At 33.7% G+C, this 26761-nt stretch carries 25 protein-coding genes; 16 read left to right on the forward strand and 9 right to left on the reverse strand.

Annotation, left to right across the window (positions count from 1 at the left end; genetic code table 11):
* The first annotated feature begins 117 nt into the window (after positions 1 to 117).
* The 5 genes from NJT12_RS00780 (at position 118) to proC (ending at position 5809) form a co-directional block, all read left to right on the forward strand.
* The gene (locus NJT12_RS00780) at positions 118 to 1899 is read left to right on the forward strand and encodes a tetratricopeptide repeat protein (RefSeq protein WP_271334018.1); all 1782 of its coding nucleotides are present in this window, start codon (positions 118 to 120) and stop codon (positions 1897 to 1899) included.
* Between the two features lie 60 nt (positions 1900 to 1959).
* Complete coding sequence (locus NJT12_RS00785; protein WP_271334019.1) at positions 1960 to 2271, forward strand: DUF4286 family protein; 312 nt, start codon at positions 1960 to 1962, stop codon at positions 2269 to 2271.
* Between the two features lie 522 nt (positions 2272 to 2793).
* Entirely contained in the window at positions 2794 to 3573 is a 780-nt protein-coding gene (gene rsmA, locus NJT12_RS00790) for a 16S rRNA (adenine(1518)-N(6)/adenine(1519)-N(6))-dimethyltransferase RsmA (RefSeq protein ID WP_271334020.1), read from the forward strand.
* Positions 3563 to 4969 (forward strand): magnesium transporter, encoded by a 1407-nt coding sequence (gene mgtE, locus NJT12_RS00795; RefSeq protein ID WP_271334021.1) that lies wholly within the window; start codon positions 3563 to 3565, stop codon positions 4967 to 4969. The genes rsmA and mgtE overlap by 11 nt, the downstream gene beginning before the upstream one ends.
* Positions 4970 to 5032: 63 nt before the next feature.
* Positions 5033 to 5809 carry a pyrroline-5-carboxylate reductase gene (gene proC / locus NJT12_RS00800; protein ID WP_271334022.1) on the forward strand — a complete coding sequence of 259 codons (777 nt, stop codon included), beginning with the start codon at positions 5033 to 5035 and terminating at the stop codon, positions 5807 to 5809.
* A gap of 228 nt (positions 5810 to 6037) precedes the next feature.
* Here the strand turns inward: proC and NJT12_RS00805 are convergent, their stop codons facing one another.
* Genes NJT12_RS00805 through nhaA form a run of 4 tightly spaced genes read right to left on the reverse strand, consistent with a single transcriptional unit; the run spans position 6038 to position 8214 of the window.
* Positions 6038 to 6442 carry a c-type cytochrome gene (locus tag NJT12_RS00805; protein WP_271334023.1) on the reverse strand — a complete coding sequence of 135 codons (405 nt, stop codon included), beginning with the start codon at positions 6440 to 6442 and terminating at the stop codon, positions 6038 to 6040.
* Positions 6443 to 6473: 31 nt separating this feature from the next.
* Positions 6474 to 6827, reverse strand: coding sequence for a hypothetical protein (locus NJT12_RS00810; protein WP_271334024.1), 354 nt, complete (start codon positions 6825 to 6827; stop codon positions 6474 to 6476).
* The gene (locus NJT12_RS00815; protein ID WP_271334025.1) at positions 6773 to 7015 is read right to left on the reverse strand and encodes a hypothetical protein; all 243 of its coding nucleotides are present in this window, start codon (positions 7013 to 7015) and stop codon (positions 6773 to 6775) included. Before NJT12_RS00815 ends, NJT12_RS00810 begins: the two co-directional genes overlap by 55 nt.
* 53 nt (positions 7016 to 7068) lie before the next feature.
* The gene (gene nhaA / locus NJT12_RS00820; RefSeq protein ID WP_271334026.1) at positions 7069 to 8214 is read right to left on the reverse strand and encodes a Na+/H+ antiporter NhaA; all 1146 of its coding nucleotides are present in this window, start codon (positions 8212 to 8214) and stop codon (positions 7069 to 7071) included.
* A gap of 251 nt (positions 8215 to 8465) precedes the next feature.
* Between nhaA and NJT12_RS00825 the strand changes: the two genes are divergently transcribed.
* The 5 genes from NJT12_RS00825 to NJT12_RS00845 all read left to right on the forward strand — a co-directional run bounded on the left by NJT12_RS00825 (position 8466) and on the right by NJT12_RS00845 (position 13033).
* On the forward strand, positions 8466 to 10019 hold the full coding sequence (locus tag NJT12_RS00825; protein WP_271334027.1) for a hypothetical protein: 1554 nt from the start codon (positions 8466 to 8468) through the stop codon (positions 10017 to 10019).
* Between the two features lie 216 nt (positions 10020 to 10235).
* On the forward strand, positions 10236 to 11183 hold the full coding sequence (locus NJT12_RS00830) for a 2-hydroxyacid dehydrogenase (RefSeq protein ID WP_271334028.1): 948 nt from the start codon (positions 10236 to 10238) through the stop codon (positions 11181 to 11183).
* A gap of 337 nt (positions 11184 to 11520) precedes the next feature.
* The gene (locus NJT12_RS00835; protein ID WP_271334029.1) at positions 11521 to 11904 is read left to right on the forward strand and encodes a DUF4234 domain-containing protein; all 384 of its coding nucleotides are present in this window, start codon (positions 11521 to 11523) and stop codon (positions 11902 to 11904) included.
* On the forward strand, positions 11879 to 12343 hold the full coding sequence (locus tag NJT12_RS00840) for a DUF2752 domain-containing protein (protein ID WP_271334030.1): 465 nt from the start codon (positions 11879 to 11881) through the stop codon (positions 12341 to 12343). The genes NJT12_RS00835 and NJT12_RS00840 overlap by 26 nt, the downstream gene beginning before the upstream one ends.
* A 207-nt stretch (positions 12344 to 12550) precedes the next feature.
* On the forward strand, positions 12551 to 13033 hold the full coding sequence (locus NJT12_RS00845; protein ID WP_271334031.1) for a DUF805 domain-containing protein: 483 nt from the start codon (positions 12551 to 12553) through the stop codon (positions 13031 to 13033).
* Between the two features lie 86 nt (positions 13034 to 13119).
* Here the strand turns inward: NJT12_RS00845 and NJT12_RS00850 are convergent, their stop codons facing one another.
* A complete protein-coding gene (locus tag NJT12_RS00850) occupies positions 13120 to 14922 on the reverse strand; it encodes a lysophospholipid acyltransferase family protein (RefSeq protein ID WP_271334032.1) in 1803 nt (600 codons plus the stop codon).
* A 118-nt stretch (positions 14923 to 15040) separates the two neighbouring features.
* Here NJT12_RS00850 and NJT12_RS00855 point away from each other — a divergent pair, with 118 nt between their 5' ends.
* From NJT12_RS00855 to NJT12_RS00870, 4 genes are all read left to right on the forward strand, one after another.
* Complete coding sequence (locus NJT12_RS00855; RefSeq protein WP_271334033.1) at positions 15041 to 15802, forward strand: exodeoxyribonuclease III; 762 nt, start codon at positions 15041 to 15043, stop codon at positions 15800 to 15802.
* Positions 15803 to 15922: 120 nt separating this feature from the next.
* Entirely contained in the window at positions 15923 to 16867 is a 945-nt protein-coding gene (locus tag NJT12_RS00860; protein ID WP_271334034.1) for an OmpA family protein, read from the forward strand.
* A 201-nt stretch (positions 16868 to 17068) separates the two neighbouring features.
* The gene (locus NJT12_RS00865) at positions 17069 to 17320 is read left to right on the forward strand and encodes a hypothetical protein (protein WP_271334035.1); all 252 of its coding nucleotides are present in this window, start codon (positions 17069 to 17071) and stop codon (positions 17318 to 17320) included.
* A 977-nt stretch (positions 17321 to 18297) separates the two neighbouring features.
* A complete protein-coding gene (locus tag NJT12_RS00870; protein ID WP_271334036.1) occupies positions 18298 to 19335 on the forward strand; it encodes an aldo/keto reductase in 1038 nt (345 codons plus the stop codon).
* 115 nt (positions 19336 to 19450) lie between these two features.
* Here the strand turns inward: NJT12_RS00870 and NJT12_RS00875 are convergent, their stop codons facing one another.
* The 4 genes from NJT12_RS00875 to NJT12_RS00890 all read right to left on the reverse strand — a co-directional run bounded on the left by NJT12_RS00875 (position 19451) and on the right by NJT12_RS00890 (position 24031).
* Positions 19451 to 21100 (reverse strand): DUF4139 domain-containing protein, encoded by a 1650-nt coding sequence (locus tag NJT12_RS00875; protein ID WP_271334037.1) that lies wholly within the window; start codon positions 21098 to 21100, stop codon positions 19451 to 19453.
* Between the two features lie 63 nt (positions 21101 to 21163).
* Complete coding sequence (locus NJT12_RS00880) at positions 21164 to 21787, reverse strand: murein L,D-transpeptidase catalytic domain-containing protein (protein ID WP_271334038.1); 624 nt, start codon at positions 21785 to 21787, stop codon at positions 21164 to 21166.
* A gap of 16 nt (positions 21788 to 21803) precedes the next feature.
* A complete protein-coding gene (locus tag NJT12_RS00885) occupies positions 21804 to 22955 on the reverse strand; it encodes a vWA domain-containing protein (protein WP_271334039.1) in 1152 nt (383 codons plus the stop codon).
* Positions 22956 to 23065: 110 nt separating this feature from the next.
* Positions 23066 to 24031: an SIMPL domain-containing protein gene (locus tag NJT12_RS00890; RefSeq protein WP_271334040.1), complete on the reverse strand. Its 966-nt coding sequence runs from the start codon at positions 24029 to 24031 to the stop codon at positions 23066 to 23068.
* 146 nt (positions 24032 to 24177) lie between these two features.
* Here NJT12_RS00890 and NJT12_RS00895 point away from each other — a divergent pair, with 146 nt between their 5' ends.
* Positions 24178 to 25983: a tetratricopeptide repeat-containing sensor histidine kinase gene (locus NJT12_RS00895; protein ID WP_271334041.1), complete on the forward strand. Its 1806-nt coding sequence runs from the start codon at positions 24178 to 24180 to the stop codon at positions 25981 to 25983.
* Between the two features lie 10 nt (positions 25984 to 25993).
* Positions 25994 to 26743 carry a LytR/AlgR family response regulator transcription factor gene (locus NJT12_RS00900; protein WP_271334042.1) on the forward strand — a complete coding sequence of 250 codons (750 nt, stop codon included), beginning with the start codon at positions 25994 to 25996 and terminating at the stop codon, positions 26741 to 26743.
* The last annotated feature ends 18 nt before the right edge of the window (positions 26744 to 26761 follow it).

Raw genomic sequence — 26761 nt, forward strand, 5'->3', positions numbered from 1 at the left:
CGCAGTTTACAGTGAATTGCGCTGAATGCCGAGACTGATAACTGAATACTGAGACTGCGACTAATCCCGATAGCTATCGGGAGAGACCGAAAACTGAAAACTGAAAAAGACTGAATTATGAAAAACATCTTTATTTATATCGTTTTATTATGGTCTACTTTTGCTTTAGCACAAAATGAGCAACTGGCTCAATATTACTATGATAAAGGTGATTTCGAAAAAGCCAAAATCAGTTATGAAGAACTTTTAAAAGGTTCGCCATCCAATACTCAGTATTTTTTAAGAACGATCGATTGCTATCAACAATTGCAGCAATTTGACGTGGCTGAAAAAACAATTCAGGATCGTTATAACAGATACAAACAAGGTGTTTTTCTTGTAGAATTAGGGTATAATTATCAATTACAAAAAAACGATGCCAAAGCCAAAAATTACTACGAACAGGCAATCGAAAAAATAAAGACCAGTCCAAATGATGTTTACGGAATTGGAAATTCTTTTGAGAAAAAAGTATTGCTCGAATATGCCTTAAAGGCTTATCAAACTGCGATGCAGATTCAGCCCAATTACAATTTCAATTTTCAGATCGGAATGTTGTACGGACAGTTAGGGAAAACCGATCAGATGATCGAACTTTTACTGACGGAATCATACAATAATCCACAAAATGCAAATTTAATCCAGACTCAATTATCGCGTTTCATGAATGGTGAAACTGATAATACCGCTTTTAAAGATGCGATGCGTAAATCTTTGATTTTAAGAACTCAAAAAGATCAGGATGTTTTTTGGAATCATTATTTAAGTTGGTTTTATGTTCAGCAAAAAGAATTCGGAAAAGCCTTTATTCAGGAAAAAGCAATCTATAAGCGAGAACCCGAATCGCTTTCAAGTATCGTTAATTTAAGTCAGTTTGCTTTGAACGAGGATGATACTGATACAACTTCAGAAATTCTTAATTTTATACTTCTAAATACTAAAGATTTAGATTTGCTGGTACAGACCAATTCTTACTTAATGCAAATTAAAATAGACAAAGCGCAGGAAAAAGACTATACGGTTATCAATACTGAGTTACAACAATTGCTTACAACCTATGAAATAACTCCTTTTACCTTATCTTTGCAAATAATTCAGGCACATTTCCTGGCTTTCAATCTTAAAAAGACTGAAGAAGCCAAGGCAATTATTAAGAAAGCACTGGATTTAAATTTGAATGATTATCAAAGAGCAGATGCAAAGATGGAGTTGGCTGACATCTTGCTTTTAGAAGAAAAATTCAATCAGGCGCTGATTTATTATTCGCAGATTCAATTGGATCTAAAGAATGATGTCATGGCGCACGAAGCAAGTTTAAAAGCAGCAAAGACAAGTTATTACAAAGGTGATTTTGAGTGGGCTTTGAAACAATTTAAAGAGCTGAAAGCAGCAAATACGCAATTAATTGCCAATGACGCGCTGGAATATTTTTTATTGATAAATGACAATACGGTTGCTGATTCAACACAAACAGCGTTAAAGCAATTTGCAAGAGGTGATTTTTTGATTTATCAGAATAAAAAACCAGAGGCAATTGCTCAGTTTCAGAGTATTTTAAAAATCTTTAAAGGGCAGGAAATTGAAGCTGTAACATTGTTGCGTTTAGGTAAAGTTTATGAAAGTCAAAAAGATTTTAATTCGGCTTTAAGCCAATACCAGCAGATCATTGACAATCATAGTGACGGAATTTATGTAGATGAAGCGCTATTTTTTTCGGCAGAAATTTACAACGATGAGTTGCACTATACAGAAAAGGCAAAACCTTTGTATGAGAAGGTAATTTTTAACCATCAGGATAGTATTTACTTTGTTGATGCGAGAAAAAAATACCGAGAGTTAAGAGGAGATAAGAATTTATAAGTTAGGTTTAATTGGTTATTTGTTTAACCGATTAACCGAAAAACGATTAAACAGTAAAAAATGATAATTTACAACGTTACCACAAATATACACGAGAGCGTTCACGACCAATGGTTGAAATGGATGCAGGAAAAACACATACCGGAAATTCTGGCGACACAAAAGTTTTCTTCGGCAAGAATCGTAAGGGTTATGATCGAAGAAGAAATGGGCGGAATTACGTATTCTGTACAATATGTTACAGATAGCAAAGAAACTTTAGATCAGTATTATATAGAAGATGAGCCTGCTTTTCATCAGGAAGCCTTGTCTTTATTTGCGGACAAGATGCTTTCTTTCAGAACAGAGCTGGAAGTGATTTCGGAGCATTAGTTTTTTAGTTTTCAGTATGTGAAAGCTTTAGCTGAATCTTAATAAAAAAAAGCCCACAGATTTTAACGGGTTAAACAGATTTACACAGATGATTTATAATGTTCTGAATTTGCGAAAATTTGTGCAATTCGTGGCGAAAAATAATCGTTAAGTATAATAAAAATAAGCTTTGTGTCTTTGAGCCTTCGTGGCAAAATAAAAGTTATTGTGGAAATTCGATTTCAAACTAAGAAAGAAAGTAATAAACAACAACAGGAGGATTTTTTGAAGTTGTCTAAAACGGAAAAGTTTTATAGTTTTTTACGTTTAAGTGAAAGAATAAGTAAATTTCCTGTGAAAAAATAAGGTAGATAAAAATAAAGACAATTTCCAGATTGTAATTGATTTGGAGAATAAAAAATAAGCTTTGTGCCTTCGTGCCTTTGTGACAAATCTGGCAAAAAGAAATAAAAAATAAACTTTGTGTCTTAGCCCCTTCGTGGTAAAAACATCTTAGTGCCTTAATGGCTAATAAAAAATAAAATGGAAAAAGTAAAAGCCAAAAAACATTTAGGACAACACTTCCTGAAAGACGAAAGTATCGCCAAAGCAATTGCAGATACTTTAAGTTTAAAAGGATACGATGAGGTTTTAGAGATAGGACCGGGGATGGGTGTGTTGACTAAATATTTGCTTGACAAACCAATTAATACACACGTGATCGAGATCGATACGGAATCTGTGGTGTACTTGGGTGAAAATTATCCAAAATTAAAAGATAAAATTATCTCTCAGGATTTCCTGAAATACAATATAAACGAGGTTTACGAAAATAAACAATTCGCTATTATTGGGAATTTTCCCTATAACATTTCTACGCAAATCGTTTTTAGAACTTTAGAATACAAACATCAGATTCCGGAATTTTCAGGGATGTTTCAAAAAGAAGTGGCTCAAAGGATATGCGAGAAAAAAGGCTCAAAAGCTTACGGAATCTTATCCGTATTAGCACAGGCTTTCTATGTTACTGAGTATCTGTTTACGGTAGATGAAAACGTTTTTATTCCTCCGCCCAAGGTCAAGTCGGGTGTGATGAAAATGACCCGAAAGGAAGATTATAGCCTTCCGTGTGGAGAAAAGTTGTTTTTTACGGTTGTAAAAACGGCTTTTCAGCAAAGACGAAAAACATTACGTAACAGTTTGAAAACATTAAATTTATCAGATGAATTGCGATTAGACACTATCTTTGATAAGCGTCCGGAGCAATTGAGCGTGGAGGAATTTATTGTTTTGACTCAAAAAATAGAAGCCGATGGAGTTTAAAATCAGCAAAGAGCTAATTAAGGAAATTGCTCAACTCATTCAAGCTAAAAATAATAAAGAACTTGAGGTTTTATTAAATGACATGCACCATGCCGATTTCGCTGAAATCCTTGATGAAATTGACATTGATGAAGCAACTTATATATTTAAGGTTTTAGACAGCGAAAAAACAGCCGAAATTCTTCTGGAATTAGAGGATGATTTACGTGAACAAATCTTAAACCGACTTTCGCCTAAAGAAATCGCTGAAGAGCTTGATGAACTTGAAACGAATGATGCAGCGGATATTATTGGTGAACTTTCAAAAGACAGAAAAGCCGAAGTAATCTCTGAGCTTCAGGATGTCGAACATGCAAAAGGCATCGTGGATTTACTTCGTTACGGCGAAGATACTGCCGGAGGTATCATGCACAAAGAGTTGGTAAAAGTCAACGAAAACTGGAACGTACTTACTTGTGTAAAGGAAATGCGTATTCAGGCCGAAAATGTTTCAAGAGTGCATTCTATCTATGTTGTAGATGATGAAAACAGACTTAAAGGCAGATTATCTCTTAAGGATTTGTTGACAACATCGACCAAAACACAGATTTCTGATATCTATATTCGAAAATTATATTACGTAAATGTCGAAACTCCTGATGTTGAGGTAGCGAGAATGATGGATAAGTACGACCTGGAAGCCATTCCTGTCGTAGATGAATTGGGACGTTTAGTAGGTCGCATTACTATTGATGATATTATTGATGTCATCAAAGACGAAATAGAAAAAAGAGATACTGAAGATATTCAGAAATTTGGGGGTTTAGAGGCTCTTGAATTGCCTTACGTTCAAACGCGTCTTGGCGAGATGGTTAAAAAGAGAGCTACATGGTTAGTTGTGCTGTTTATTGGAGAAATGTTTACGGCTTCGGCAATGGGATATTTTGAAGGTGAGATTGAGAAAGCAGTAGTTTTGGCATTATTTGTTCCGCTTATTATTTCGAGTGGTGGAAATTCCGGTTCACAAGCCGCAACGCTTATAATTCGTGCTATGGCATTGAAAGAGCTTACGCTAAAAGACTGGTGGTATGTAATGAAAAAAGAAATTGCATCGGGATTTTTATTAGGTGCTATTTTGGGTATTGTTGGATTTATCAGGATTCTTATTTGGCAGGAAACAGGACTTTATGAATATGGAGAACATTGGGTAGCGATAGGTATGACGGTTTCGCTATCATTAGTATTTATTGTTTTGTGGGGAACACTTTCAGGATCTATGATACCCTTTTTACTGAAAAGGCTTAAACTCGATCCTGCAACTTCATCAGCGCCGTTTGTGGCTACTTTAGTAGATGTAACAGGATTAGTAATCTATTTTACCATCGCTTCGTTATTGTTGAAAGGAAAGTTGTTATAAAGACACATTATTTTCAAATTATACGCTATTAACCAACCAAAAATAAATCAAAAACAACCAGGAATGAAAGTACACATCATAGGAGGAGGGAACCTTGGAGTTTCTATTGCCTTGGGAATTGCGAAGTTCTCAAAAAATAATCAAGTTACAGTTACCAGAAGAAATACAGCCAGTATTCAATATTTATCAGAGTACGGAATCACGGTTTCATCAGACAATAAACATAATATTCAGGAAGCTGATGTTGTGATTTTGACTATAAAGCCTTATCAGGTTGATGTAGTTTTAGGTGAAATTTTACCGGTAATTAAAGGTAAAACGATTGCTTCGGCGGTTAGTGGTTTATCGTTGGATATACTTCAGGAGAAAACAAATAATGAATATCCGGTTATTCGAATTATGCCTAATATTGCGGCACAATTTGGAGAATCTGCAACTTGTATTTCTTTTCCTGAAAAATACAGAGAGAAAGCATTGCCAATTGTTGACTTGTTCCAGGATCTAGGAACTGCTCCGGTAATCGATGAAAAATTAATGGATGCTGCTACAGTTCTTGGTGCATGCGGAACAGCTTATGCATTAAGATACATTCGCGCTTCTATGCAAGCCGGAATCGAAATTGGTTTTGATTCTCAAACTGCTTTGGCAATTGCAGCACAAACCGTAAAAGGAGCTGCAAAAATGTTATTAGAGGAGAAAGTGCATCCGGAACAATTAATCGACCGTGTAACAACGCCTCAGGGTTGTACAATCGTAGGCTTGAATGAAATGGAGCACAATGGTTTCAGTTCGTCTTTAATAAAAGGAATCAAGACTTCTTTGAAGCAAATCAAAGGTTAGATAATATTAAATTCCAATCCTGTAGTTTCGGGATAAAATTCCAAATTCCAACTTTGTTGGGGTTTGGATTTTTTTTTGAATGTTACTTTTAGGTATGTTTGTCACTTCGACAGAGGAGAAGTCACACAAAAACTAACGTTCAGAATAATTTAGCAACTTGCTCTCAGGATGTGATTTCTCCTGCGTCGAAATGACAATATTGTCGATAATTGGAATTTGACGAATTCGTTAATTATTACAATATTCTATTAAATCAATTATCTCTTTTTTATTTAGAACTTTAGAAAACGTAATTCTATGATAATCGATTCCGTATTCTTCAATTTTTGTACTGTCAATCTTGTTTTTTCTATTCCTTAACCATTTTACAACGACTAAGGAATCAACGTTTTGAAGAGCCGGTCCTGTAGATTTTGCATATTTTTTATGACATGCCGCGCAATTTGAATTAAATATTTCTCTTCCTTTTTCTTGATTTTCTGTTAAATTAGGAGTTCCACAAAACATAGGAACCGGTATTGCACAAACTAAATAAGTAGGTGAGGTATTTGTCTTAATTTGATGAAGTATAAATCCAGCCAGGAGCATAATAAAGGATACTGAAAACAAAAGGATCAAACGAATTTTCTTCATTTATCAGAGTAGTTAATTGGAATATTGGAGTTTACTTTTTAATCAACTGTATATATTTCCTGTCACACTCTGAAATCTTAGTATAAGAATTCATCGAATTTCCATAATTCTGAATCGTCAGCGTATCTTTAACATAACTGGCATCAATTCCTACAGGAATTTCCGGTTCAGCAGATGCGGTTTTAGAGTCGGCAATAGAATCATTTTCATCTTCGCGGCTTATGTCGCCTTCATAATCATCCCATTTTATGCCTTCTAAAACAATGTATTTTTCTCCTGATTCATTTTTAGTAAAAGTTGCGATACCTTTTAATTTTTTAAGTTTTGTTTTTAGAAAATTGTATAACCACTTTTTTCTTTCTTTATTTCCAAAGAAATTCCACATTCACCCGTATTATCTGGATCAGGTTGTGTCTGGTAAAAACCTGCTATAGATTCTTCATTTTTACTTATAGAATCAATAACTATTGTTTCAGGATTCTTTTCGGGAACTACAGGTTTTGGCTTGTTGTTACAGGCTAAAATCAATACTATTATCAAAAGGGCAAAGAAAGGCTTGTTGGCTGATTTCATAATTTTCACGATACTTTTTTATAGATTGAATTTCTAAATCTGAGTGCTGAAATCTATACGGTTTTTTTCTTTGACAAAGTATATTTCAGATAAATTAATCCAAATACACCAGAAAGTATAGAAGCGATTAAAATTGCAATTTTAGAAAAAACAATAGTTTCAGGATCTTTAAAAGCTAAAATTGTTATAAAGATTGACATCGTAAAACCAATTCCTCCTAACATTCCGGCGCCCAGAATATGCGCCCATTTCAGGCTTTTAGGTAAAGAGCATAAACCTGCACTGACTCCAATAGAAGAAAAAAGTACAATACCCAATGGTTTACCAACAACAAGTCCCAGAATAATTCCGATTGTATTGGAATGACTTAAACCTTCGTGCCAGTCTGATTGAATAGCAATACAAGTGTTTGCAATAGCAAACAAAGGTAAAATTACGAATGCAACGGGTTTGTGTAAAAAGTGCTGCAATTTATAAGATGAAGATTTTTCTCCACCATCGCCAAATGGAATTACAAAAGCAAGAATCACTCCGGTGATAGTAGCATGAACACCTGAGTTGAGCATGAAATACCACATTATAATACCTCCGATTAAATAGGGAATCAGGTTGTGAATTTTCATACGGTTCAAAATAAATAAGAATCCCCATATTCCTAACGCGATTGCAAGATTTACAAAAGATATAGAGGTAGTGTAAAAAATGGCAATAACAATGATCGCGCCTAAATCATCAATAACTGCCAATGCAGTCAGGAATACTTTTAACGATGATGGGACTTTTTTTCCTAAAAGGGATAGAATACCAATGGCAAAAGCAATATCAGTCGCCATCGGGATTCCGGCTCCGTTCTGAGTATCAGTTCCAAAATTTAAAGCCAGGAAAATGGCGGCAGGAACCAACATTCCGCCAAGAGCAGCCATAATTGGCAAAGATGCATTTTTGATATTCGATAGTTCACCGTGATAAATTTCACGCTCTAATTCCAGACCAATTAATAAAAAGAAAATAGTCATTAATCCATCATTAATCCAATGAGTAATTGAATGTCCGCCCAAATCTTTTTCCCAGAAAGCAACATATTCAGTTTGAAATGAAGAGTTTGCTAAGTATAATGAGATAATCGTAACGAATAAAAGGAGTAATCCTCCTGATTTTTCGTTGTTGAAAAAGGCTTTGAATGTCTTAGTTAGTTTCATTGTGAGAGGTTCTATTGATTTAGAAAGAAGGAAATTCAAAGAAAATCGATGAATCTTAGATTTTCAAAGTTAAAAAAAATCTTATCAATAAAAAATTCACTGTATTTTTGTTTCATTAATTTGTCCTATTAATCTTTATTATTTAACGATTTGATGTTTTTTTGCTAAAAGCATTTTTGAGTTGTAATATAGCTTTAGTATGAATGTAGTAATTTAACCAACCTTTAAAACTGTTACCAAAAAAAAGACCAATGAATTATAAGACCATTTTGTTTCGACCTTTACTACTCTCTTTTTTTCTAATTCAAATATCTTGTAAAAAAGAAAATGCTCAAAATACTGCAGCAACGATTATAGATGAACCAGTCCCGGTTCTTATTGATAAAACATATCAAACAGATGAAAAGCAAGACGGAAACGAGAGTCTTGAAGAAAAATCAGTAATTAAGTTTTCTGAAAAATACAATTCGAGTTCAATATGGCAGTTTGATCTTGATATGAAAAAAGCAGGTCTCAGATCTATTAACGAACTGAAGAATGGGAACATATTGTATTTAATGGAAGAAGGAGATGAAAAATACAACTATACTCCTGTCTTGCTGATTATAAACAAACAAGGCGGTCAAGTAGGAAAACAGAAATTAATTGATTCGAAATCAAAATATAATTTGTTCAACACATTAGTAGTGGCAGACAATCAAGGCGGATTTACCTTATATGCAAAAAAAGAGAGTAAGTCATATGGTAATTCAGAAAAGGACAATACAGATGAAGCAAGAATGAAAGCTGTCCTGATAAGATTTCAACTCGATAAAATGAAATTCGACAACAAATATTCAGGGTATAAAACAGAAAGTAAATCGATGTCGGATATTTTTCTTAAACCTTTGTTGGAAAAGGGGTTTTCAAATATTTCAAAAGGAGATTTTTTACTGCAGTATATACAGGATAAAATAGTGGTGAGCGGTACAGCTTCAAAACCTAATCAGGATGAAATTCCTTTTGTTGCAATTTTAGATCACAATCTGAATTTACTAAATCTGAATTTTTTTGATGGATATCCGGAAACAGAAATTAACGCCATAAGTTTGACTGCCGATGGAAATTTTTATGTAGAAGGAAAAGAAAATTCTGCTGCAGACGGATCGTATTATTCGACACTTAAAAGATTTGTACTGAATTCTAATTTAAAGTTGCTTTCTGATACATCAGATAAAGAGCCGTATTATTCTTTCTATCGCGGACCGTCAGCACCAGAGGCCGAAGAAGAGACTGAAGACGAAACCACAAACGCTGCTGAAGAAAACACGAAAGAGGAAACTACTAAGCAGACTGTAGAAAAGGGTAATAACGTCATTTTTTACACAGACAAAATAGATAAAACTTATTTTAGCCTAAGGGAAAAAGCAATAAATTCCAGTGAAGTGGTATTTGAAAAAAGCCGAAGTATCGATAGCACTGCTTTATGGAAGATTAAGCTTGTGTTTCCTGGACATTATGAAGTGCCGTTTAATAATAGTACCAAAGGCTTTAAGAGGGATAATGGGGATTTTGTTTTTTATTTATACATCCGCGATACATCTGGCGAACAAGACAGATCAAGTATTGCGATTTTTGTGTTTAATAAAGAAGGGCGTTTAAAACGTCAATTCCAGACGGCAGGTTATTTTGAAACAACTGATTTTGAAATGAAAGAATCAGAAGGGAAATTAATTACAGCTTTTGTTTCTTATGATGCTAATTATGTTAATAATGAATGGCAGTATCCACATACTTTTCGTTCGATATTATATTCTTTAGAATAATCGCAAAGGCATTGGAGTGAAGTTTTTAATCTTTGGTTTTTTCAAATCAGCCTGAAATAAAAGTTTTGCACCTTTTTGTGAAATCCTGTTATTATTAATATTTTAGTTTTTCTCAACCAGAACCAAATAGCTGAGTCGATACTAAGAAAAACAAACACATTTTGTAAATCAAACCATTATAATAAGCTGTATTTTTGCTTTATAAAACATAATATAATGAGCATAAAAATTCTACATATCGATAGCAATAACCCAATTCTTTGGCAACAATTAGAAGATGCCGGTTTTGAAAATCACGCTGATTTCAAATCTTCTAAAGAAGAAATCGAAGCAAAAATTCAGGATTATAACGGAATCATTATTCGAAGCCGTTTTAAAATTGATAAAACTTTTTTAGACAAAGCAACCAATCTTCAGTTTATTGCCAGAGTAGGAGCGGGTTTAGAAAGTATTGATTGTGATTATGCCCAAACAAAAGGAATTCATTTGATTGCGGCTCCGGAAGGTAATCGCAACGCTGTTGCAGAACATTCATTGGGCGTAATTTTATCCTTATTTAATAATTTGAATCAGGCTGATGCCGAAATAAAAGCGGGACACTGGAACCGCGAAAGTAATCGCGGTCATGAGTTAGACGGTAAAACAGTTGGGATTATTGGTTATGGAAACATGGGAAAAGCATTTGCTAAAAAACTTCGTGGTTTTGAAGTTGATGTCATCTTTCATGATATCTTAGAAAATATAGGTGACGAAAACGCAAGACAGGTTTCGCTGCAGGAATTACAGCAAAAAGCAGATGTCCTGAGTTTGCATCTCCCGTGGACTCCGGAAACTGACAAAATGGTCAATGCAAATTTTATTGCGGCATTTGCAAAGTCATTTTGGATTGTAAATACTTCGCGTGGTAAAAATATCGTGACAGCAGATTTAGTTGAAGCGATGAAGTCTAAAAAGATTCTTGGAGCTGGTTTGGATGTTTTGGAGTACGAGAAATTATCATTTGAAACACTTTTTCAGGATAAAAATACTCCTGAAGCTTTTCAATATCTGATGGAAGCTAAAAATGTTCTCTTAACGCCGCATATTGCCGGCTGGACTTTTGAAAGTCACGAACGATTGGCACAGGTTATTGTAGATAAAATTAAAGCTGTGTATTCGAAATAAGTTTAGGGCAAATACAAAAAACAGGAATTGTTTGTTTTTTAGAATGTCATAACGCGTTTTTTTGTGTGATTTTAAAACATAATTAGTTTTTAATGTTAATTTTTAATAATATTGCCTCAAGTTTTAGATAAATCATTTGATTATGAGAGGTTACGGTATTTAATGTAGCATTGTAATTGTCTTGTGAAAAAAGCTTTTTTTAATACAATAATAACGTATTGTAGACCACTGCTTATTTATAGTGGATTAGTTTTGCAAACTTTTAAAGGAATTTTGAAAAGAAGCTTGTCTAATGCTTAAAATTAGAAATACACTAACTTAAATTAATTAATAAAAAATGGAGAACAATTTTAAAGAAACGCCAAACAATTTTGACGAACCGATTCCGGTATTTCAAGTGGATCCTATAATGGTATTGCTTTTTGGATTTTTAACATGCGGATTGTATTTAATTTATTGGAATATTAAAGTTGCAGAGGTTTTTAATGCTGTAGCAAAAAGAGAAGTTATTTCGCAGCCAATTGCCATTTTTGCAGGATGTTGTATGCCGGTAAATATTTACTTTTATTATCTTGCTGGTAAAGATGCATTACCAAAGGTTTATGAAAAAACAGGTGAACTTCAAAAAGATCAATCTACTTTATTAATTGTTTTAGGACTTTTCTTTCCTATGGCAGCAGCAATGATTGTACAAGGTGATATCAACAGATTATACAAATAATAACAGGGTAAAACGTAAAATTTACGGAATTATCGGTGCAGCAATTACACTGATAATTCCGTTTTTTTTAATGCTCAATAATCATAACGATCATTTAGAGACAGACCAGTCGTTTTGTCCTTTCAAAATGGTGACAGGTTTTCCTTGTCCAGGTTGTGGTATAACAAAATCATTGGTTTATTTTTACCAGGGAGACATCTATAAATCTCTTAGTTATCATATTCTTGGGCCTTTTGTTATTGTATTTTGCTGGTTGACCATCATTATACTCACAACAGAAATTATAACCAAAAAAGAATATTTTACCGGTATTTTATATAATAGGAAACTGGCTTATAATATGGCTTACTTTTTAGCATTTTATCATGTGATCCGTTTGGTTCTTTTTGTCAGAAATAATTCTTTTGATGATATATTGCATCAGTCGATCTGGTTTTAAAACATAAAAACCCCGTTAGTCTTGCTAATGGGGTTTTTTATGAAAAATTACTGTATCCTTACAGATTCTGTTTTTTCTAAAAATATGTCCTTTCTAGTTACAAAAAAAACTTTTAAAGTCAGTCTTAAGCTTTTAAACTCTTTAATCTTGTTTACTCTAAAAAGGTTTTGTGAAAAATTTAAATAACAAGCTAAAATTGATTAAAGGATGGTAATCATTAAATGGTACAAGAAGGTAGTTTTTGAAAACTATATAAATTTTACGGGAAGAGCAGGAAGAAAAGAATATTGGTATTTTAGTTTGGTGAATTTAATTATAGTTCTTTTCTTGGGGGTAATTGATAGGACCTTAGATTTAACTCTTGTACAAGCTGAAACTGGAGCGTTTGGTCTGGCTTATAATTTTGCAGTTTTTTTACCTGGTTTAGCAGTTTCAGTTAGGCGGTTACATGATATAGGTAAAAGTGGATGGTGGCTCTTGATATTGCAGGTTTTATTAGTGAGTGCAATCTTTTTTCTTTTGGTGCTTTACTTTATGGGAAATAGAAGTATATGGTTTTATTTGATGGCTCTAATTATATTAGCAGTTATAATATGGTGGTTGGTTTTGTTTTGTACAAAAGGTGATAAAGGATTAAATGAATATGGAGCAGATCCTGAAAGTGAGTTTGATGAAATAAATCAAATTTAAAAAGATAAGGGTTTCTAATTGAATAAAAAAATCCCATTAGTTATTTATTACTAATGGGGTTTATTATTTTATATCAGATTTACGGTTTAATCTTCCTTCTCAGATAACTTACGCTCCAATTCTATTTGAAACTCTTCGATAACCGGTTTCATGGTGCTTTCCGGGATATCTGCGATTCTAATGTACATTAACCCGTCAACAGCATTATTAAACAAGGGGTCGACGTTAAAAGCTACAACACGTGCATTTTGTTTGATATACTTTTTAATTAAAACAGGCAAACGTAAATTTCCCGGTTCTAATTCGTCAATAATCTTATCAAATTTGTTAAGATCAGATTCGGCTTCATCAAAGATAAAATCCTTATCTGCATCTTTCAGTTTTACTTTGTATGCTTTCTTAGGGTGAATGTATTGTGCAATATAAGGATCATAATAATTCGACTTCATGAACTCAATCATCAATGATTTCGAAAAGTCAGAGAATTGATTGCTGATGCTCACACCGCCCAATAAATACTTATGTTCTGGATAACGTAATGTGGTATGAATAATACCTTTCCATAATAAAAACAAAGGCATTGGTTTTTGCTGATATTCCTTAATAATAAAAGCACGTCCCATTTCGATTGATTTATGCATCATGTCGTGCAGTTCAGGTTCGAATCTAAATAAATCATTCAAATAAAAGCCCTCAATTCCGTATTTAGGATAAATCTCAGAACCCAATCCCATACGATAAGCACCGGCAATTTTTTTGCTGTCTTCATCCCATAAAAACATATGGTGATAATATTGATCAAATTGATCTAAGTCTATAGATTCATTAGTCCCTTCGCCTACTTCACGGAAAGTGATTTCTCTCAAACGACCAATTTCGTGCAAAATATTCGGAATAGATTTTGCTCTTGCAAAAAATACCTCATAGTTTTTACTTTGCAATAAACGGCAATCACTATTTCTTAGCATATTCACCTCGTCAATCATTTTTGATTCACTTGCAGGTGTCACGATTTTTTTAGGTGCTTTAGGGATTTTCAAACTTGCTGTGTCTAACAATTTGGTATCCTTCTCAAAAGGATTTGCCAGCATATAAGTTTTCTTTCTAAGGAATTCTGAATAATCCTCAAACGTTTCAAATTCGTTTTGCTCGTTTACAGAAATCGGTTTTCCGATACGAACTTTAATCACACGATCTTTTTGCGTTAACAATTCCGATGGTAATTTTGCAGTTCGCAAAGTATCATCGATTTTAGAAAGCCAATAGAATAATTTACTGTTTTTAGCATGAAAATAAATTGGAACAACAGGAACTTTTGCTTTTCTAATCAATTTTAGAGCGCCTTCTTCCCAAGGTTTATCCACAACTAATTTTCCGTCTCTGTAAGTCGAAACTTCCCCGGCAGGGAAAATGCCCAATGGTTTTCCGTCACTTAAATGACGTAAAGTTTCTTTGATTCCCACCACGCTCGATTTTGCATCCTTATGATTCTCAAAAGGATTAACCGGCATAATGTATTTTTTAAGCGGAACAATTCGGTGTAATAAAAAGTTGGCAATAATTTTGAAATTAGGTTCTCTTTCAAGCATTAATTTCAAAAGCAAAATGCCATCAATTCCTCCAAGCGGATGATTTGAAATCGTGATATAAGCGCCATCTTTAGGCAAACGTTTTAAATCTTCTTCGGGAATTTCAAACTTAATTTGCAATTCGTCTAATACTCCGTTTAAAAACGCAAGATCTTCTAAATGTTTATTATGATCGTAAATTTTATTAAGGGTAGAAATCTTAAGGACCTTCATAAGAATCCAGCCTGAAAAAGTACCAAGAACTCCGTACTTATCAACATTTATTGCCTTTGCAACTTCTTTCGCGGTAACTAAACCCATGTACTATTTTTAATTTATTAGAGCAGCGAACAAAGATAACAAAAAACTCTACTTTTCGCTGTTTCAAACACAAACTTTCCACTTTTTTATTACATTTGGAATCCTTAAAAAAACACTGATGAAAATTATTTCTTATAATGTAAACGGAATAAGAGCCGCAATTGCCAAAGGCTTTATCGAATGGCTGCAACACGCTAATCCTGATGTTATTTGCCTTCAGGAAATAAAAGCTACAGAAGAACAAATTCCCGTTGACGCTATTACTGCCGCGGGTTATCCGTATCAATATTATTATCCGGCAACAAAAAAAGGCTACAGTGGTGTGGCTATCTTATCAAAAATAAAACCTAATAATGTGGTTTACGGAACCGGAATTCAGCACATGGATTTTGAAGGGCGTAACCTTCGTGCTGATTTTGACGATTGCTCTGTAATGAGTTTATACCTTCCGTCAGGAACCAATATAGAGAGATTAGATCATAAATTTATGTTTATGGATGACTTTCAAACGTATATTAACGAGCTAAAACTAACAATTCCGAATTTGATTATTTGTGGGGATTACAACATTTGTCACGAAGCAATAGATATTCATGATCCGGTTCGTAATAAAACTGTTTCGGGATTTTTGCCTTCTGAACGTGCCTGGCTTGACGGATTTATGAAATCCGGTTTTATTGATAGTTTCCGTCATTTCAACAAAGATCCGCATCATTATTCATGGTGGAGTTATCGTGCAGGAGCCAGAGGAAACAACAAAGGATGGCGTATCGATTATAATTTGGTAAGCGATTCTTTGCAGCATCGATTAAAACGTGCCGTGATTCTTCCGGATGCGATACATTCTGATCATTGCCCGGTTTTAGTCGAAATCGAGTAAAGTTTGGTATTGTTCTTGTTGAAGGAATAGCAAGTTTAAATTCAAAAATTAATATTGTTATTGATGTTGAATTTTGACATTGTTGGATTATTAATGCCTCCCATAATAAAAAAAAGGAAAATGATTAAAAAGGCCTCCATCGGATTACTAGTTGTAGCTATGTCTATGACTTCATGTGTGTCCAAGAAAATTTACAACGATCTTGAAACAAAATATTCAGATCTGAAAAAAGAAAACCGTTCAATTGCGGATCAAAATGCCGATTTGCAAAAATCAAAAAATCAGTTAGAATTAGATCGCAATGCTTTAACAAAAGACTTAAATAGCACAAAAGACGAATTGGCAAAACAAAAAGCTGATTTGGCCGTTGCGCAAAACAAGTTCAAAGTTTTGCAGGATTCATACAATGCACTTGAAAAAAACAGCAACGATGCATTGGAAAAAAACATGGCTAAAAACCGTGAATTGTTAGCGCAATTAGAAGCAAAATCTAAAAAATTAGCCGAAGAACAAGCAAGTCTTGATAAAACAGCAAGTCGCTTAAATGAACTTGAAGCTATGATTGCAGCCAAAGAAGCAGCAATGAAAAAATTAAAAGAAACTTTGTCTAAAGCTTTAAATGGTTTTGAAGGTAAAGGTTTGACTGTTGAACAGAAAAACGGAAAAGTATATGTTTCGATGGAAAACAAATTACTTTTTAACTCAGGAAGCTGGGCTGTTGGAACCGAAGGTAGAAAAGCAGTTGTAGAATTAGGAAAAGTATTAGGAGATAACCCGGATCTTTCAGTTCTTATCGAAGGTCATACAGATGATGATCCTTACGCGGGTTCAGGACCAATTGCCAACAACTGGGATTTGTCGACTAAAAGAGCTACTGCAATTGTCAATATTTTAAGTGAAAACACTAAAATCAATAAACAAAAACTAACAGCAGCAGGTCGCAGCGAATTTTCTCCGCTTGCAAGCAATGCAACGCCCGAAGGAAAAGCTAAAAACCGTAGAATCGAAATTATCTTAACGCCAAGATTAGATGAAATCGCTGATATGTTGAATAGTATTAATTAAGTTGCTAAGTCTCTGAGGGACTAAGTTGCTAAGTTTTTTAAAGATTAAAAGGCTCAGAGTTTTTAACTTTGGGTCTTTTTTTTGTTTAGATCATAAAAAATGTAGCAAGATATGTTGATTTTCCGGTTCGAATTTGGAATTGAAAAATTGAAGTTTTCATCCTCCATTTATTTCGTAACTTGAATTTCTAAAATTATAATTATGGGACTTCCAGAATTAAAAGACAAAATACGCCATCAATTAGATTTGGCAGATGAAAGAGTGTTGCGAATTGTTTCTTCTGTTTTTGATACTTACTTAAATGAGGTAGTTTCATATGATGCTCAGGGGAATCTTTTGACTTTGTCAGAATATCATAATAAGGTTGAAGAAGGTTTGGATGATGTAAAATATAATCGAATAATTTCAAAAGCAGATTTGTCGAAAGAAATGCAGGGTTGGGATAATGAGTAATACTAAACTTTTAGTTTTTTGGACTCAGAATGCATAACAAGACTTAAGAGAAATTTATATTTCATTGAAGAATGTCATTTCTAAAGAAAAAGTCAATTAAAATTAGAGATGAATTATTCAATTGTACAAATAGTATAGTTTTTGCCGAACAATTTCAGTTAGATGAATATAGATTTGACTGTCGAAGAATTGTAATTAGAAATTACAAAGTATTATATCAAATTAAAGAAAATTCAATTTTTGTAATTAGGGTTTTTAATTCGTTTCAAAACCCCTTGAAAAGCTTAAAATAGAGAGGTTCAGAGTTTTTAACTTTGGGTCTTTTTTTGTTTAGATCATAAAATAAAGGTAGTTCCTACGCGACAAAAAAAAGTGGTATTTGTTTACTGATTATTTAATTCCTAAGAGATTCTTTTTTAAACAATTGGATAAGTGTGGTCCTTGCGGGCAATGTCATTAAGTTAAGCTTTTTTGATCATAATTTTTCTCTCAATCCCGAGACTCGGGACGGCGCTACAAAATAACGCATTCCTCTGGAATTTTAGAAAGAGTTCCGGAAGAACAAAATATATTGTAGGGATGGATTTTAATCCATTCTTCGCACAGTCTAAACATAACCTTGTCCTTTCGACGAAGGAGAAATCACACTAGTATTTCCGTTCAGATATTCGCCAATATTTGTCGAGTTTCTTGTGTGATCTCTCCTTCGTCGAGATCACAAGATTGCGGATTCTGATAAAGTTATTGATAGGAAAATAGTTAATCCGCATTCAAAAATCTCTTAAGTTAATTACGATGTGCGAAGCCTCGAGATGAAAACTCAGTGACTTTAGAAAAAAACTTATCCTTTTTTTAACTTTTGTGATATTTTCATTTGATGAATCCCTTTGTATCTTTGAGTTCTTATAATTCAAAAGCTGTAAACTTAGTCCCGAAATGTGGGATAATTACTCAGCATCATAGAACCTCAGAAAAAAATGAAATACACGACACTACCCAATACCGACATAAAAGTTAGTAAAATAAACCTCGGAACAATGACTTTCGGGCAACAAAATACAGAAGCCGAGGGACATCAACAAATGGATTATGCACTTGAAAGAGGTGTTAATTTTTTTGATACTGCCGAAATGTATTCCGTTCCTGCCCGTGAAGAAACTTACGGAAGTACAGAGAAAATCATAGGAACCTGGTTTAAGAAATCAGGGAATCGTGACAAAGTGGTTTTAGCCTCTAAAATGGCAGGTCCAAACCCTAATTTTACTTACATGCGCGAAAAAGGAGATTTCTCTCCTGCAAGTATCAAATATGCTTTAGAAAATAGTTTAAAACGTCTTCAGACAGATTATATCGATTTGTATCAGATGCATTGGCCGGAACGTAAAACCAATTATTTTGGAGAACGCGGTTTTAAAGATTATGATGATGTCTGGGAAGATAATTTCAGAGAAGTTCTGGAAACATTCGACGGATTAATCAAAGAAGGAAAAATAAAACACATTGGTGTTTCAAATGAAAATGCATGGGGAATGATGCGTTTGCTGGAAGAAAGCAAATATCAAAACCTGCCAAGGATCAAAACTGTTCAAAACCCGTATAATTTGCTAAACCGCCTTTTTGAAGTAGGTTCTGCCGAAGTTGCGAAATATGAAAACGTTGGTTTATTGGCTTATTCACCTTTAGCGTTTGGTGTTTTAACCGGGAAGTTTTTAACCGGAGAGGCACATCCAAATGCGAGAATCAAGCTTTTCCCGCAATACACACGTTACAATAGCGATCAATGTACGCAAGCAACAAGATTGTATCAGGAAATTGCGCACAAACACGGTTTAACTTTAACCGAATTAGCAATGGGATTTGTATTGCAGCAGCCATTTTTGACCAGTGCGATTATTGGTGCAACAACAATGGAACAGTTAAAAGAAAATATCGATACAATAGATGTCTTTTTATCAAAAGAAATATTAACAGAAATCGCAGCAGTTCAGGCAATAATTCCTGATCCTGCACCTTAATAAGTGATAGATAGTCAAACCTAACAGGTTTTAAAAACCTGTTAGGTTTCTTCAACTAGTTTAGCCAGTAATAAAAAAATCCCGATACAAAATTTATTGTATCGGGATTTTATGTTTAAAGATTCAAAATCTGATCTTTAGGATATCTCACTTTATAACTAATTCTGAATTTCTTATTTTCATTTGGTTTTAGTTGTAATTGCCAGGTCAGAACTCCAATTTCTGTATTTATTTTTGCACCGTCACTTTGCAATAATTCAACCTCGATTTCTTTATTGGTACTTAACGGATATTGGTCTTTCAGTAACAATTCGACTGCCTCTTTTTTATTATTTCGTACTGTAATGTCAAAAGTAAAAGTCTGTTCTTTTTTGGTTGATAAAAATTTAGTTCCAGATTTATCCGCTACTTTTTCACGTTTTATAGAGACTTTTTTGTCGCGTCCCATGCTTAAGTTTAAAGTGTCGCCAGTTTGGTTGGGTTCTATAAAAGTCTTGCCAACATACATACCTTCAAAAATAATATTGGCTTCTCCCCGCAATAAATTGTATTTGCTGTAATCTGCAATTTCTGCCAAGAGAAAAGCATCATTTTCAATTTTAGGAACAGCATAAAATTTATAGGAAGCGGGTAGTTTTATCTCTTTTAATGAAACACTGTGCACTTTTCCATTTGATAAAATATCATACGGAATATCAATATCAAAAGAAATATTGAGTTGATTTTCTGCTACAGTCGTATAATTAGAAACCGATGAGCTTTCCATGACAGGAGCAGGAGCCTGGTTGAGTTCGGTAACTGCTTTATCTGCTGAAATTTTGTAAACACTTCCCTGTAGTTGATTTCTTTTTTTAGTTGCTCCATACCCCATAACAACAACTTCATCATTATATACCTGATTGGCCAGAAACCATGAACTCAATATTGGTGCCTGATTGTTTTGATTAGGAATACCGCTTGACAAAGTCAGTTTTACTTTTTTCCAGTCAATTCCTGTATTCTGAACAACCTGTGCTTTATACATCATATTAATTGGGGACGTAACACTTTCGGCGCGTAGGTCGTAAAACGGAGTCCACGTAGCATTATTTGTTAAGTATGAAATGTCTAAAGGAACAGTTCCGGCAACTTCATTCATAACCTGAACGATTAGTTTTCCTGAGGAAGTTTTTTCTTCTTTGCTCGTATCAACTTCAAGTTTATTGTTCAGTTTTTGAAGCGTTTCGTTCAGTTTTTGTTGTTTCTCTGTAAGTGTATTAATCGTATTGGCGATTTCCAGTTGTTTGGTTTTGTAATAGTCAACCATTTTCATTAATTCAGTTACGTTTAAACCTGAATTTACGCCCGAAATTTGTTGGTTCTTATCTAAAAGCTGAATTGTTTTTGTTTCAGAATTTATCGTGTTATTGACTTTCAGGATTTCTTTCTGAACCAAAACAATACTGTCTCTTACTCTTTTTAAGGCAGGAGATTTAGTATCGACTTCATATTCTGAGATGTAGTTATTGGTAAACTGAACCGAAAGAACTGTAACTGTAGATGGCGTTCCTATCTGGATTGAGTTCTCATTCAAGTCCACTGCTACATTTTTTATTACAATTTCGCTTGTTCCTAATGGCAGATTAATATTTGCAGTTTGAGAAATTTCGGCAGCATTAAAGTATACTGTTGCAGCTTTTACCTTAGCCGTTGTAAAAATTGGTTTTTGTGCAAAGGCAATTGTACCAATTAGGAATAAAACAGTTGTTGTTATTGTTTTTATCATGAGGTTATAATTTATATTTATTTGAGAGATATGGATTACAAATAACGGGAATTGAAATGGGTTTTAATAGTACATGACAAGAATGATTTTCTTTTTAGAATTGTCAATTATTTTTTCAATCACAGTAAAAAAATTTTCATTCACCATCGGACATCCCAAGCTATTACAAATAGGATTTAATTGTTCTTCAAACGGAATGTCTGAATATTTATGAAGCACGATATTTCGGTCAAAGGCATTGCTGTTAGTTGCATCCAGACCGTATAATTTATAAGCTTTGCCAAATCTTCCGGAGTAGGAGCTGCCAATAGCATATTTACCCAAAGAACTGCAATTGGAATTGTTGACATTGCTGAATTTTAATTTTCCGGGAATACCGGTTTCTGATCCGGAGCCATGACCAACCAAGCCTTCGCTAAGTATTTTGTTCTGCTTTAAGTCGTAAATAAAAAACCGGTTTTTTCCAGATTCAATCTTCATGTCTAAAAAGAAAACAATATCTGAATTGTATTTAGGAGATTTCCCCAAAAAGCTCCTGATTTCAGTTGTCTCGATTTTTAGTTTCTCTTCATAGGAATAAACCGGTTTTGAAATTTTAATAATTTCTGGCTTTTCTTCATCATTCCTACAGGCAAAACTCACGCCAAAAATTGCGAACGAAAGCAAAAAGAAAATTTTATTTTTCATGTTTAAGAATGGTTTTTTATTTCTCGACCGTATATCCTTTTACTTTTGCAAAGCCAATGATGGAGGTATTAATAGCGTTGCCTATATCATCTTGTTTTTTTGTCTTTTTTGCTTCCATATCAATATACTGCTGACGTTTTTTGCCCAGTTCACCAATCTCTTTCTGAATGTTTTCCCTTTCTTTAGTCTTTTGAGCTACGATTGTTTTTATTTCGGCTTCAGACTTATTCTGAAGTTCTTTAGGCAATTCCTCTTTTTTTATTTTTGAAATAGCAGTTTTATCATCTTTGACTTTATCAACCAAATCCCAGCTTTCATTTTTATATACTGCTTTTGATTTGCTTACGGCACGTTCTGCATAATTGGATGCAGAAACTTTCTGCGCATTTTTGTCCTGTGTTTCCTGGTTCATTTTTTTTGCAGAACCTTTTGAGCCGTAACTGATATAGGTCTTATTGATTTTTTCGTTGCATTTTGTAATTTCATCATCATACGGAGTCGCGATGTAGCGTACAGTTTCGTTAGAATCAATATTAAAATATTTCCCTTTTCCGTAATCGGCACCGTTTTTCCAGAGTTCATTTATGCCCTGCGTTTTATCTCCGCAATAAATCGTATTTACATAAATATCATTCTTTAAAGCATTGCTGATTGCCTCTTTGTAATTGATATTGCCCTGATTAAAATCTTCGTTTCCTGCAATATAAATTAGCTTCATATTATTGTTGTCTTTCGCCCATTTTAATTGTTTGGTTGCATCCTGAATCACAGCTCCGCAATATTCGTTACCACCATTGGTGCTTAGGGAAAATAATTTCTCAGAAATCAAATCCAGATCTGTCGAAAGAGGTGCTATTTGTCGGATATAATTAGATTGTTTAGACAATCCGTCGTTTCCATATTCATATAAGGCAATTTCGATATCAGGTGATTTTCCATCGTATTTTAAGGTTGTTAACGTATTTACGATATTCCAAAGTCTTGATTTTGCCTGATCGATAAGTCCATCCATACTACTCGAAGTATCTAGTAATAATGCGACCTGTATTTTGGTTTTTTCAGCTATTGGTTTTTCAATTTTGGTGTTTTTATTTGAATTTGTATTGTGGCTGTTTGCAAAAGAGAATACCGTTATCAAAAGCGCCGGGATAAGAAGAGTAGTTTTCATGATTTCGAGTTTTTAATTGTTGATTACAGACCAAACTTAAAAACTTAAAAAGCACTTTTTTCAGACAAATGGTGAAACCGTATTTTGACTTGGTGAAATGCGCCTGAGGATTAATGGTTTTGTTTGACCGTATTCATATTCAGGGTTTTTAAATCGCCATTTGGGGTAACCAGAATAAATTCTTTATCTGTTTTCGAAGTCTGCTTCTTTTCTCTGGTAATCGCTATTTTGACTTCGTATTGTATTTGAATAACGGGTTCTGATACAATGGGATTGATTACAAAATCAAATTCTTTATTCATGACTGGCTGATAATAAAGGGTAACAGATTTATTAAGCTGATTAATGTTGGCCGCTTTTTTTAAGTTTAAGGAAGAACTATTGTAAGCTTCATACGATTTGTACATTTCTACAGGTAAGTTGACGATATAATCATCTGCAATTCTTTTTTCAGCATTCGTAAATGTTTCTCCAAGCAAAAATTCATAATTTTTTACTTTTTCCAGAATCATAAGTTTTGCTTTGTTCATCATTTCTTTCTTAATTGTTTCCAATGTAGAGGAGAAATAATCAACCCTGACCAGATCATATATTTCATTGTTGGATAAAATCGAGATAAATTCATTAAGCTGATTAGGGTCAGAGTATTTTATATGAATGCTTTTCTTTAACTCAAATCCCGCTGGGACTTCGTTATAGGTTTTACGATTAAAAATCTTTTTTTCTGCTTCGTATTCATAAAGGGGAACAAACGAAATCATATCGACAAAAGTTTCTGCACCTTTTTTAAGTTTGATTTCATTGAATGATTGCGTAATTCTTTGGTCAATTAATTCATTTACTTCCTTGGCCGTTTTACCGGTCTGGGTTATGCTGAAAATTGCTGTATACGCATCTGCTTTTACGTTTGCAAGCCCTTTTATGCTTACTATAATATCAGCATTTACCGGAAAATTTATATCAATTGTATTGTTGTTATAAGATTGCCGTTGCTGATAATTAATATTTCCTGAAACCTGAGAAATTATAAAGGAGGAAAATAATAGGGTTATAGAAGTGAATAATAGTTTTTTCATAATTATAGTTTTAAATTAAGGGTCAAATGTATTGAAGGAAAAAACGTATTTTTGACAGAATGGGTCAACGGGTCATTTGACTTGGTGAAACTTATAGGATAGAAATTTGAAATTAGGTTACTTTACATTCTCAAAATAACTTATTTGTGAAACGTCATTTATTAATTAGTTTTAGTCTGCTTTTAGTGCTATTGATTCCACATTCAATAACAGCACAGTCAGCTCCTGTACAGAAAAGCGAAAAAAGCAAACAAGTTAAAATTAGTAAAGTCGCAGAAGATTTGTCTAATTCATTAGATGCAAATGACGAAGCAAAAATTGCCCAGAATTATGAACGTCTGGCCAATGAGTTTGTCAATAAAGGTGATAATGCGAAAGCCGAAGATTATTATAAAAGAGCGCTTACCAGTTACACAAAATTAAAGTTAGTCGACGATAAAACCCGTGTAACGAGGAGCCTTGCCAAAGTACAGGAAAATCAAAAAAACTTTGAGTCAGCGATTAAAAATTATGAAGTAGCGGGTTCATTAGCAAATGATGCGGTCGATGAAAAAATAAACCTTAATGATGCTAATCGCTTGCGTACGCAGGCAAGTCCGGCTGTACAGGCAGGATATGTAAACTCGAATATTAAGTTACTTAAAAAAGATAATAAAACCGATGAAGTTGCAGCGGCCTACGTTCAGAAAGCAGAAAATTCTTTGCAGCAAATGGATAAAGCAGTAGCGATTGAAAGTTATAATAAAGCACTGGTTTACGCCAAAGATAAACCGGAAGAGGTTATTAAAATCAAAAATGAAATAGCAAAAGTATATGCAGCAGATAATCAGTTTGACGCAGCAATAGGAATCAATGAAAAATTGTTGACCGAAGCGGTGAAAAATCAGGATTTTAATACCCAAATAAAACAGCTGCAATCGCTGGCAAAACTTTATTTTAAAAAAGAAGAACCTAAAAAAGCAGTTGTATCACTGAAAGAAGCATATGATTTAGCCTCAAAAAACGGGTGTTCTGCTGAGGCAAAGAAAAGTTTATCAGCCTTAATTCAGTATTACAAAACCAAAGGAGACGATAAAGAAAGTATTGCTTTATATGAAAATTTTTTTGACAACTTTGATAAATTGATTCAATCAGATACTACTTTAATCGATGCCAAAACGTTTCAGGTTACTGAAGATAAAATCCGTCAGCTAGAAAAAGAAAAAACCTTAAAAGATGAATTGATTACAAAGAAAAACACCTTTAACTATTTTCTTTTGGGGTCAATTTTATTGCTTTTGCTTTTGTTCTTCTTTATTGTAAAAGCATTGTATTCGATAAAAACGAAGAACAAGGAAATTGCTTTACAATCGCTCCGACGCGAAATGAATCCACATTTTATTTTTAATAGTCTGAATAGTGTAAATCAGTTTATTTCGGAAAATAAAGAATTAGAAGCCAATAAATACCTTACTTCCTATTCGAATCTAATGCGCAATATGATGGAAAATTCTAATAAGGATTTCATCTCATTGGATAAGGAAGTTGAACAGCTGAAAAAGTATTTGGATTTAGAACATTTACGTTTTGAGGATAAATTTGATTTTAAAATTAGTGTTGACGAAACTCTGGATACAGAAACGGTTTTGATCCCGAATATGATTATTCAGCCACATCTCGAAAATGCTATTTGGCACGGATTGCGTTATCTCGACAAAAAAGGATTTTTGCATCTTAATTTTCAGTTTGCAGCAGGAAAAGTTGTTGTGATTATAGAAGATAACGGGATTGGCTTAACCAAAAGCCGTGAGCTAAAAACAAGTAATCAAAAAGTACATGAATCCCGTGGATTAAGTAATACGAAGGAACGAATTGGTTTGCTGAATGAATTGTATAAAAAGAACATCTCTTTTGAAATTACAGAAAAAGAAATGCCTGAAACTGGTACAATTGTTCGAATTATTTTCCTTTAATAGATAAATTATGATGACTTTTCAAAAGATAAAAAGTGTAATTGTCGAAGATGAACTTGCGGCGCGCGAAGTACTCAAAAATTATTTGAGTAAATATTGTCCGCAGGTCGAAGTTATTGGTGAAGCACAAAATATAAAAGAAGCTGTGCCATTATTGCATGAATTACAGCCGCAATTGGTTTTTCTGGATGTAGAAATGCCTTTTGGGAATGCTTTTGATGTACTGGAAGCTTGTAAGGATTTGCATTTTGAAACCATATTTGTAACTGCTTTTTCTGAGTATTCATTAAAAGCGCTAAATCAAAGTGCGGCTTATTATCTCCTGAAACCCATTAGTATCGAAGAGTTGATTGTCGCAGTAAATAAAGTGCATCATCAGGTCATGAACCATGAAATCTTTAACAGAAATAAGATAATCGTCGAAAACTTTCACGAAACCAAACCTGAAAAACAACAGGTAATCCTGCCAACATTAGAAGGTTTTGAAGTGGTTAAAATGGAAGAAATAGTTCGATTGAAAGGTAATGGAAACTTTACAGATTTATATCTAAACAACGGAAACAAGAAAATGGTCTGCAGGTTCCTGAAACATTTTTCAGAGATATTGCCTTTGCCATTTATACGGGTTCATAAGTCGCATATTATCAATATGAATTGCGTGAAATCCTATAATAAAGGTGGAATCGTGACCCTAAATGACGGAGCTGAAATCGAAGTTTCATCGACTTATAAGGAAGATTTTTTAAAGATTTTTAAATGAGGTTTTTGCCGCGAAGGC

The sequence above is a fragment of the Flavobacterium azizsancarii genome (assembly GCF_027980145.1).
GTDB lineage: Bacteria > Bacteroidota > Bacteroidia > Flavobacteriales > Flavobacteriaceae > Flavobacterium > Flavobacterium azizsancarii.

What these genes read in the sequence shown, in the direction of transcription:
- NJT12_RS00780 (WP_271334018.1), top strand. Translation starts at nt 118, where the DNA reads ATGAAAAACATCTTTATTTATATCGTTTTATTATGGTCTACTTTTGCT.
- NJT12_RS00785 (WP_271334019.1), top strand. Translation starts at nt 1,960, where the DNA reads ATGATAATTTACAACGTTACCACAAATATACACGAGAGCGTTCACGAC.
- rsmA (WP_271334020.1), top strand. Translation starts at nt 2,794, where the DNA reads ATGGAAAAAGTAAAAGCCAAAAAACATTTAGGACAACACTTCCTGAAA.
- mgtE (WP_271334021.1), top strand. Translation starts at nt 3,563, where the DNA reads ATGGAGTTTAAAATCAGCAAAGAGCTAATTAAGGAAATTGCTCAACTC.
- proC (WP_271334022.1), top strand. Translation starts at nt 5,033, where the DNA reads ATGAAAGTACACATCATAGGAGGAGGGAACCTTGGAGTTTCTATTGCC.
- NJT12_RS00805 (WP_271334023.1), bottom strand. Translation starts at nt 6,442, where the DNA reads ATGAAGAAAATTCGTTTGATCCTTTTGTTTTCAGTATCCTTTATTATG.
- NJT12_RS00810 (WP_271334024.1), bottom strand. Translation starts at nt 6,827, where the DNA reads ATGTGGAATTTCTTTGGAAATAAAGAAAGAAAAAAGTGGTTATACAAT.
- NJT12_RS00815 (WP_271334025.1), bottom strand. Translation starts at nt 7,015, where the DNA reads ATGAAATCAGCCAACAAGCCTTTCTTTGCCCTTTTGATAATAGTATTG.
- nhaA (WP_271334026.1), bottom strand. Translation starts at nt 8,214, where the DNA reads ATGAAACTAACTAAGACATTCAAAGCCTTTTTCAACAACGAAAAATCA.
- NJT12_RS00825 (WP_271334027.1), top strand. Translation starts at nt 8,466, where the DNA reads ATGAATTATAAGACCATTTTGTTTCGACCTTTACTACTCTCTTTTTTT.
- NJT12_RS00830 (WP_271334028.1), top strand. Translation starts at nt 10,236, where the DNA reads ATGAGCATAAAAATTCTACATATCGATAGCAATAACCCAATTCTTTGG.
- NJT12_RS00835 (WP_271334029.1), top strand. Translation starts at nt 11,521, where the DNA reads ATGGAGAACAATTTTAAAGAAACGCCAAACAATTTTGACGAACCGATT.
- NJT12_RS00845 (WP_271334031.1), top strand. Translation starts at nt 12,551, where the DNA reads ATGGTAATCATTAAATGGTACAAGAAGGTAGTTTTTGAAAACTATATA.
- NJT12_RS00850 (WP_271334032.1), bottom strand. Translation starts at nt 14,922, where the DNA reads ATGGGTTTAGTTACCGCGAAAGAAGTTGCAAAGGCAATAAATGTTGAT.
- NJT12_RS00855 (WP_271334033.1), top strand. Translation starts at nt 15,041, where the DNA reads ATGAAAATTATTTCTTATAATGTAAACGGAATAAGAGCCGCAATTGCC.
- NJT12_RS00860 (WP_271334034.1), top strand. Translation starts at nt 15,923, where the DNA reads ATGATTAAAAAGGCCTCCATCGGATTACTAGTTGTAGCTATGTCTATG.
- NJT12_RS00865 (WP_271334035.1), top strand. Translation starts at nt 17,069, where the DNA reads ATGGGACTTCCAGAATTAAAAGACAAAATACGCCATCAATTAGATTTG.
- NJT12_RS00870 (WP_271334036.1), top strand. Translation starts at nt 18,298, where the DNA reads ATGAAATACACGACACTACCCAATACCGACATAAAAGTTAGTAAAATA.
- NJT12_RS00875 (WP_271334037.1), bottom strand. Translation starts at nt 21,100, where the DNA reads ATGATAAAAACAATAACAACAACTGTTTTATTCCTAATTGGTACAATT.
- NJT12_RS00880 (WP_271334038.1), bottom strand. Translation starts at nt 21,787, where the DNA reads ATGAAAAATAAAATTTTCTTTTTGCTTTCGTTCGCAATTTTTGGCGTG.
- NJT12_RS00885 (WP_271334039.1), bottom strand. Translation starts at nt 22,955, where the DNA reads ATGAAAACTACTCTTCTTATCCCGGCGCTTTTGATAACGGTATTCTCT.
- NJT12_RS00890 (WP_271334040.1), bottom strand. Translation starts at nt 24,031, where the DNA reads ATGAAAAAACTATTATTCACTTCTATAACCCTATTATTTTCCTCCTTT.
- NJT12_RS00900 (WP_271334042.1), top strand. Translation starts at nt 25,994, where the DNA reads ATGATGACTTTTCAAAAGATAAAAAGTGTAATTGTCGAAGATGAACTT.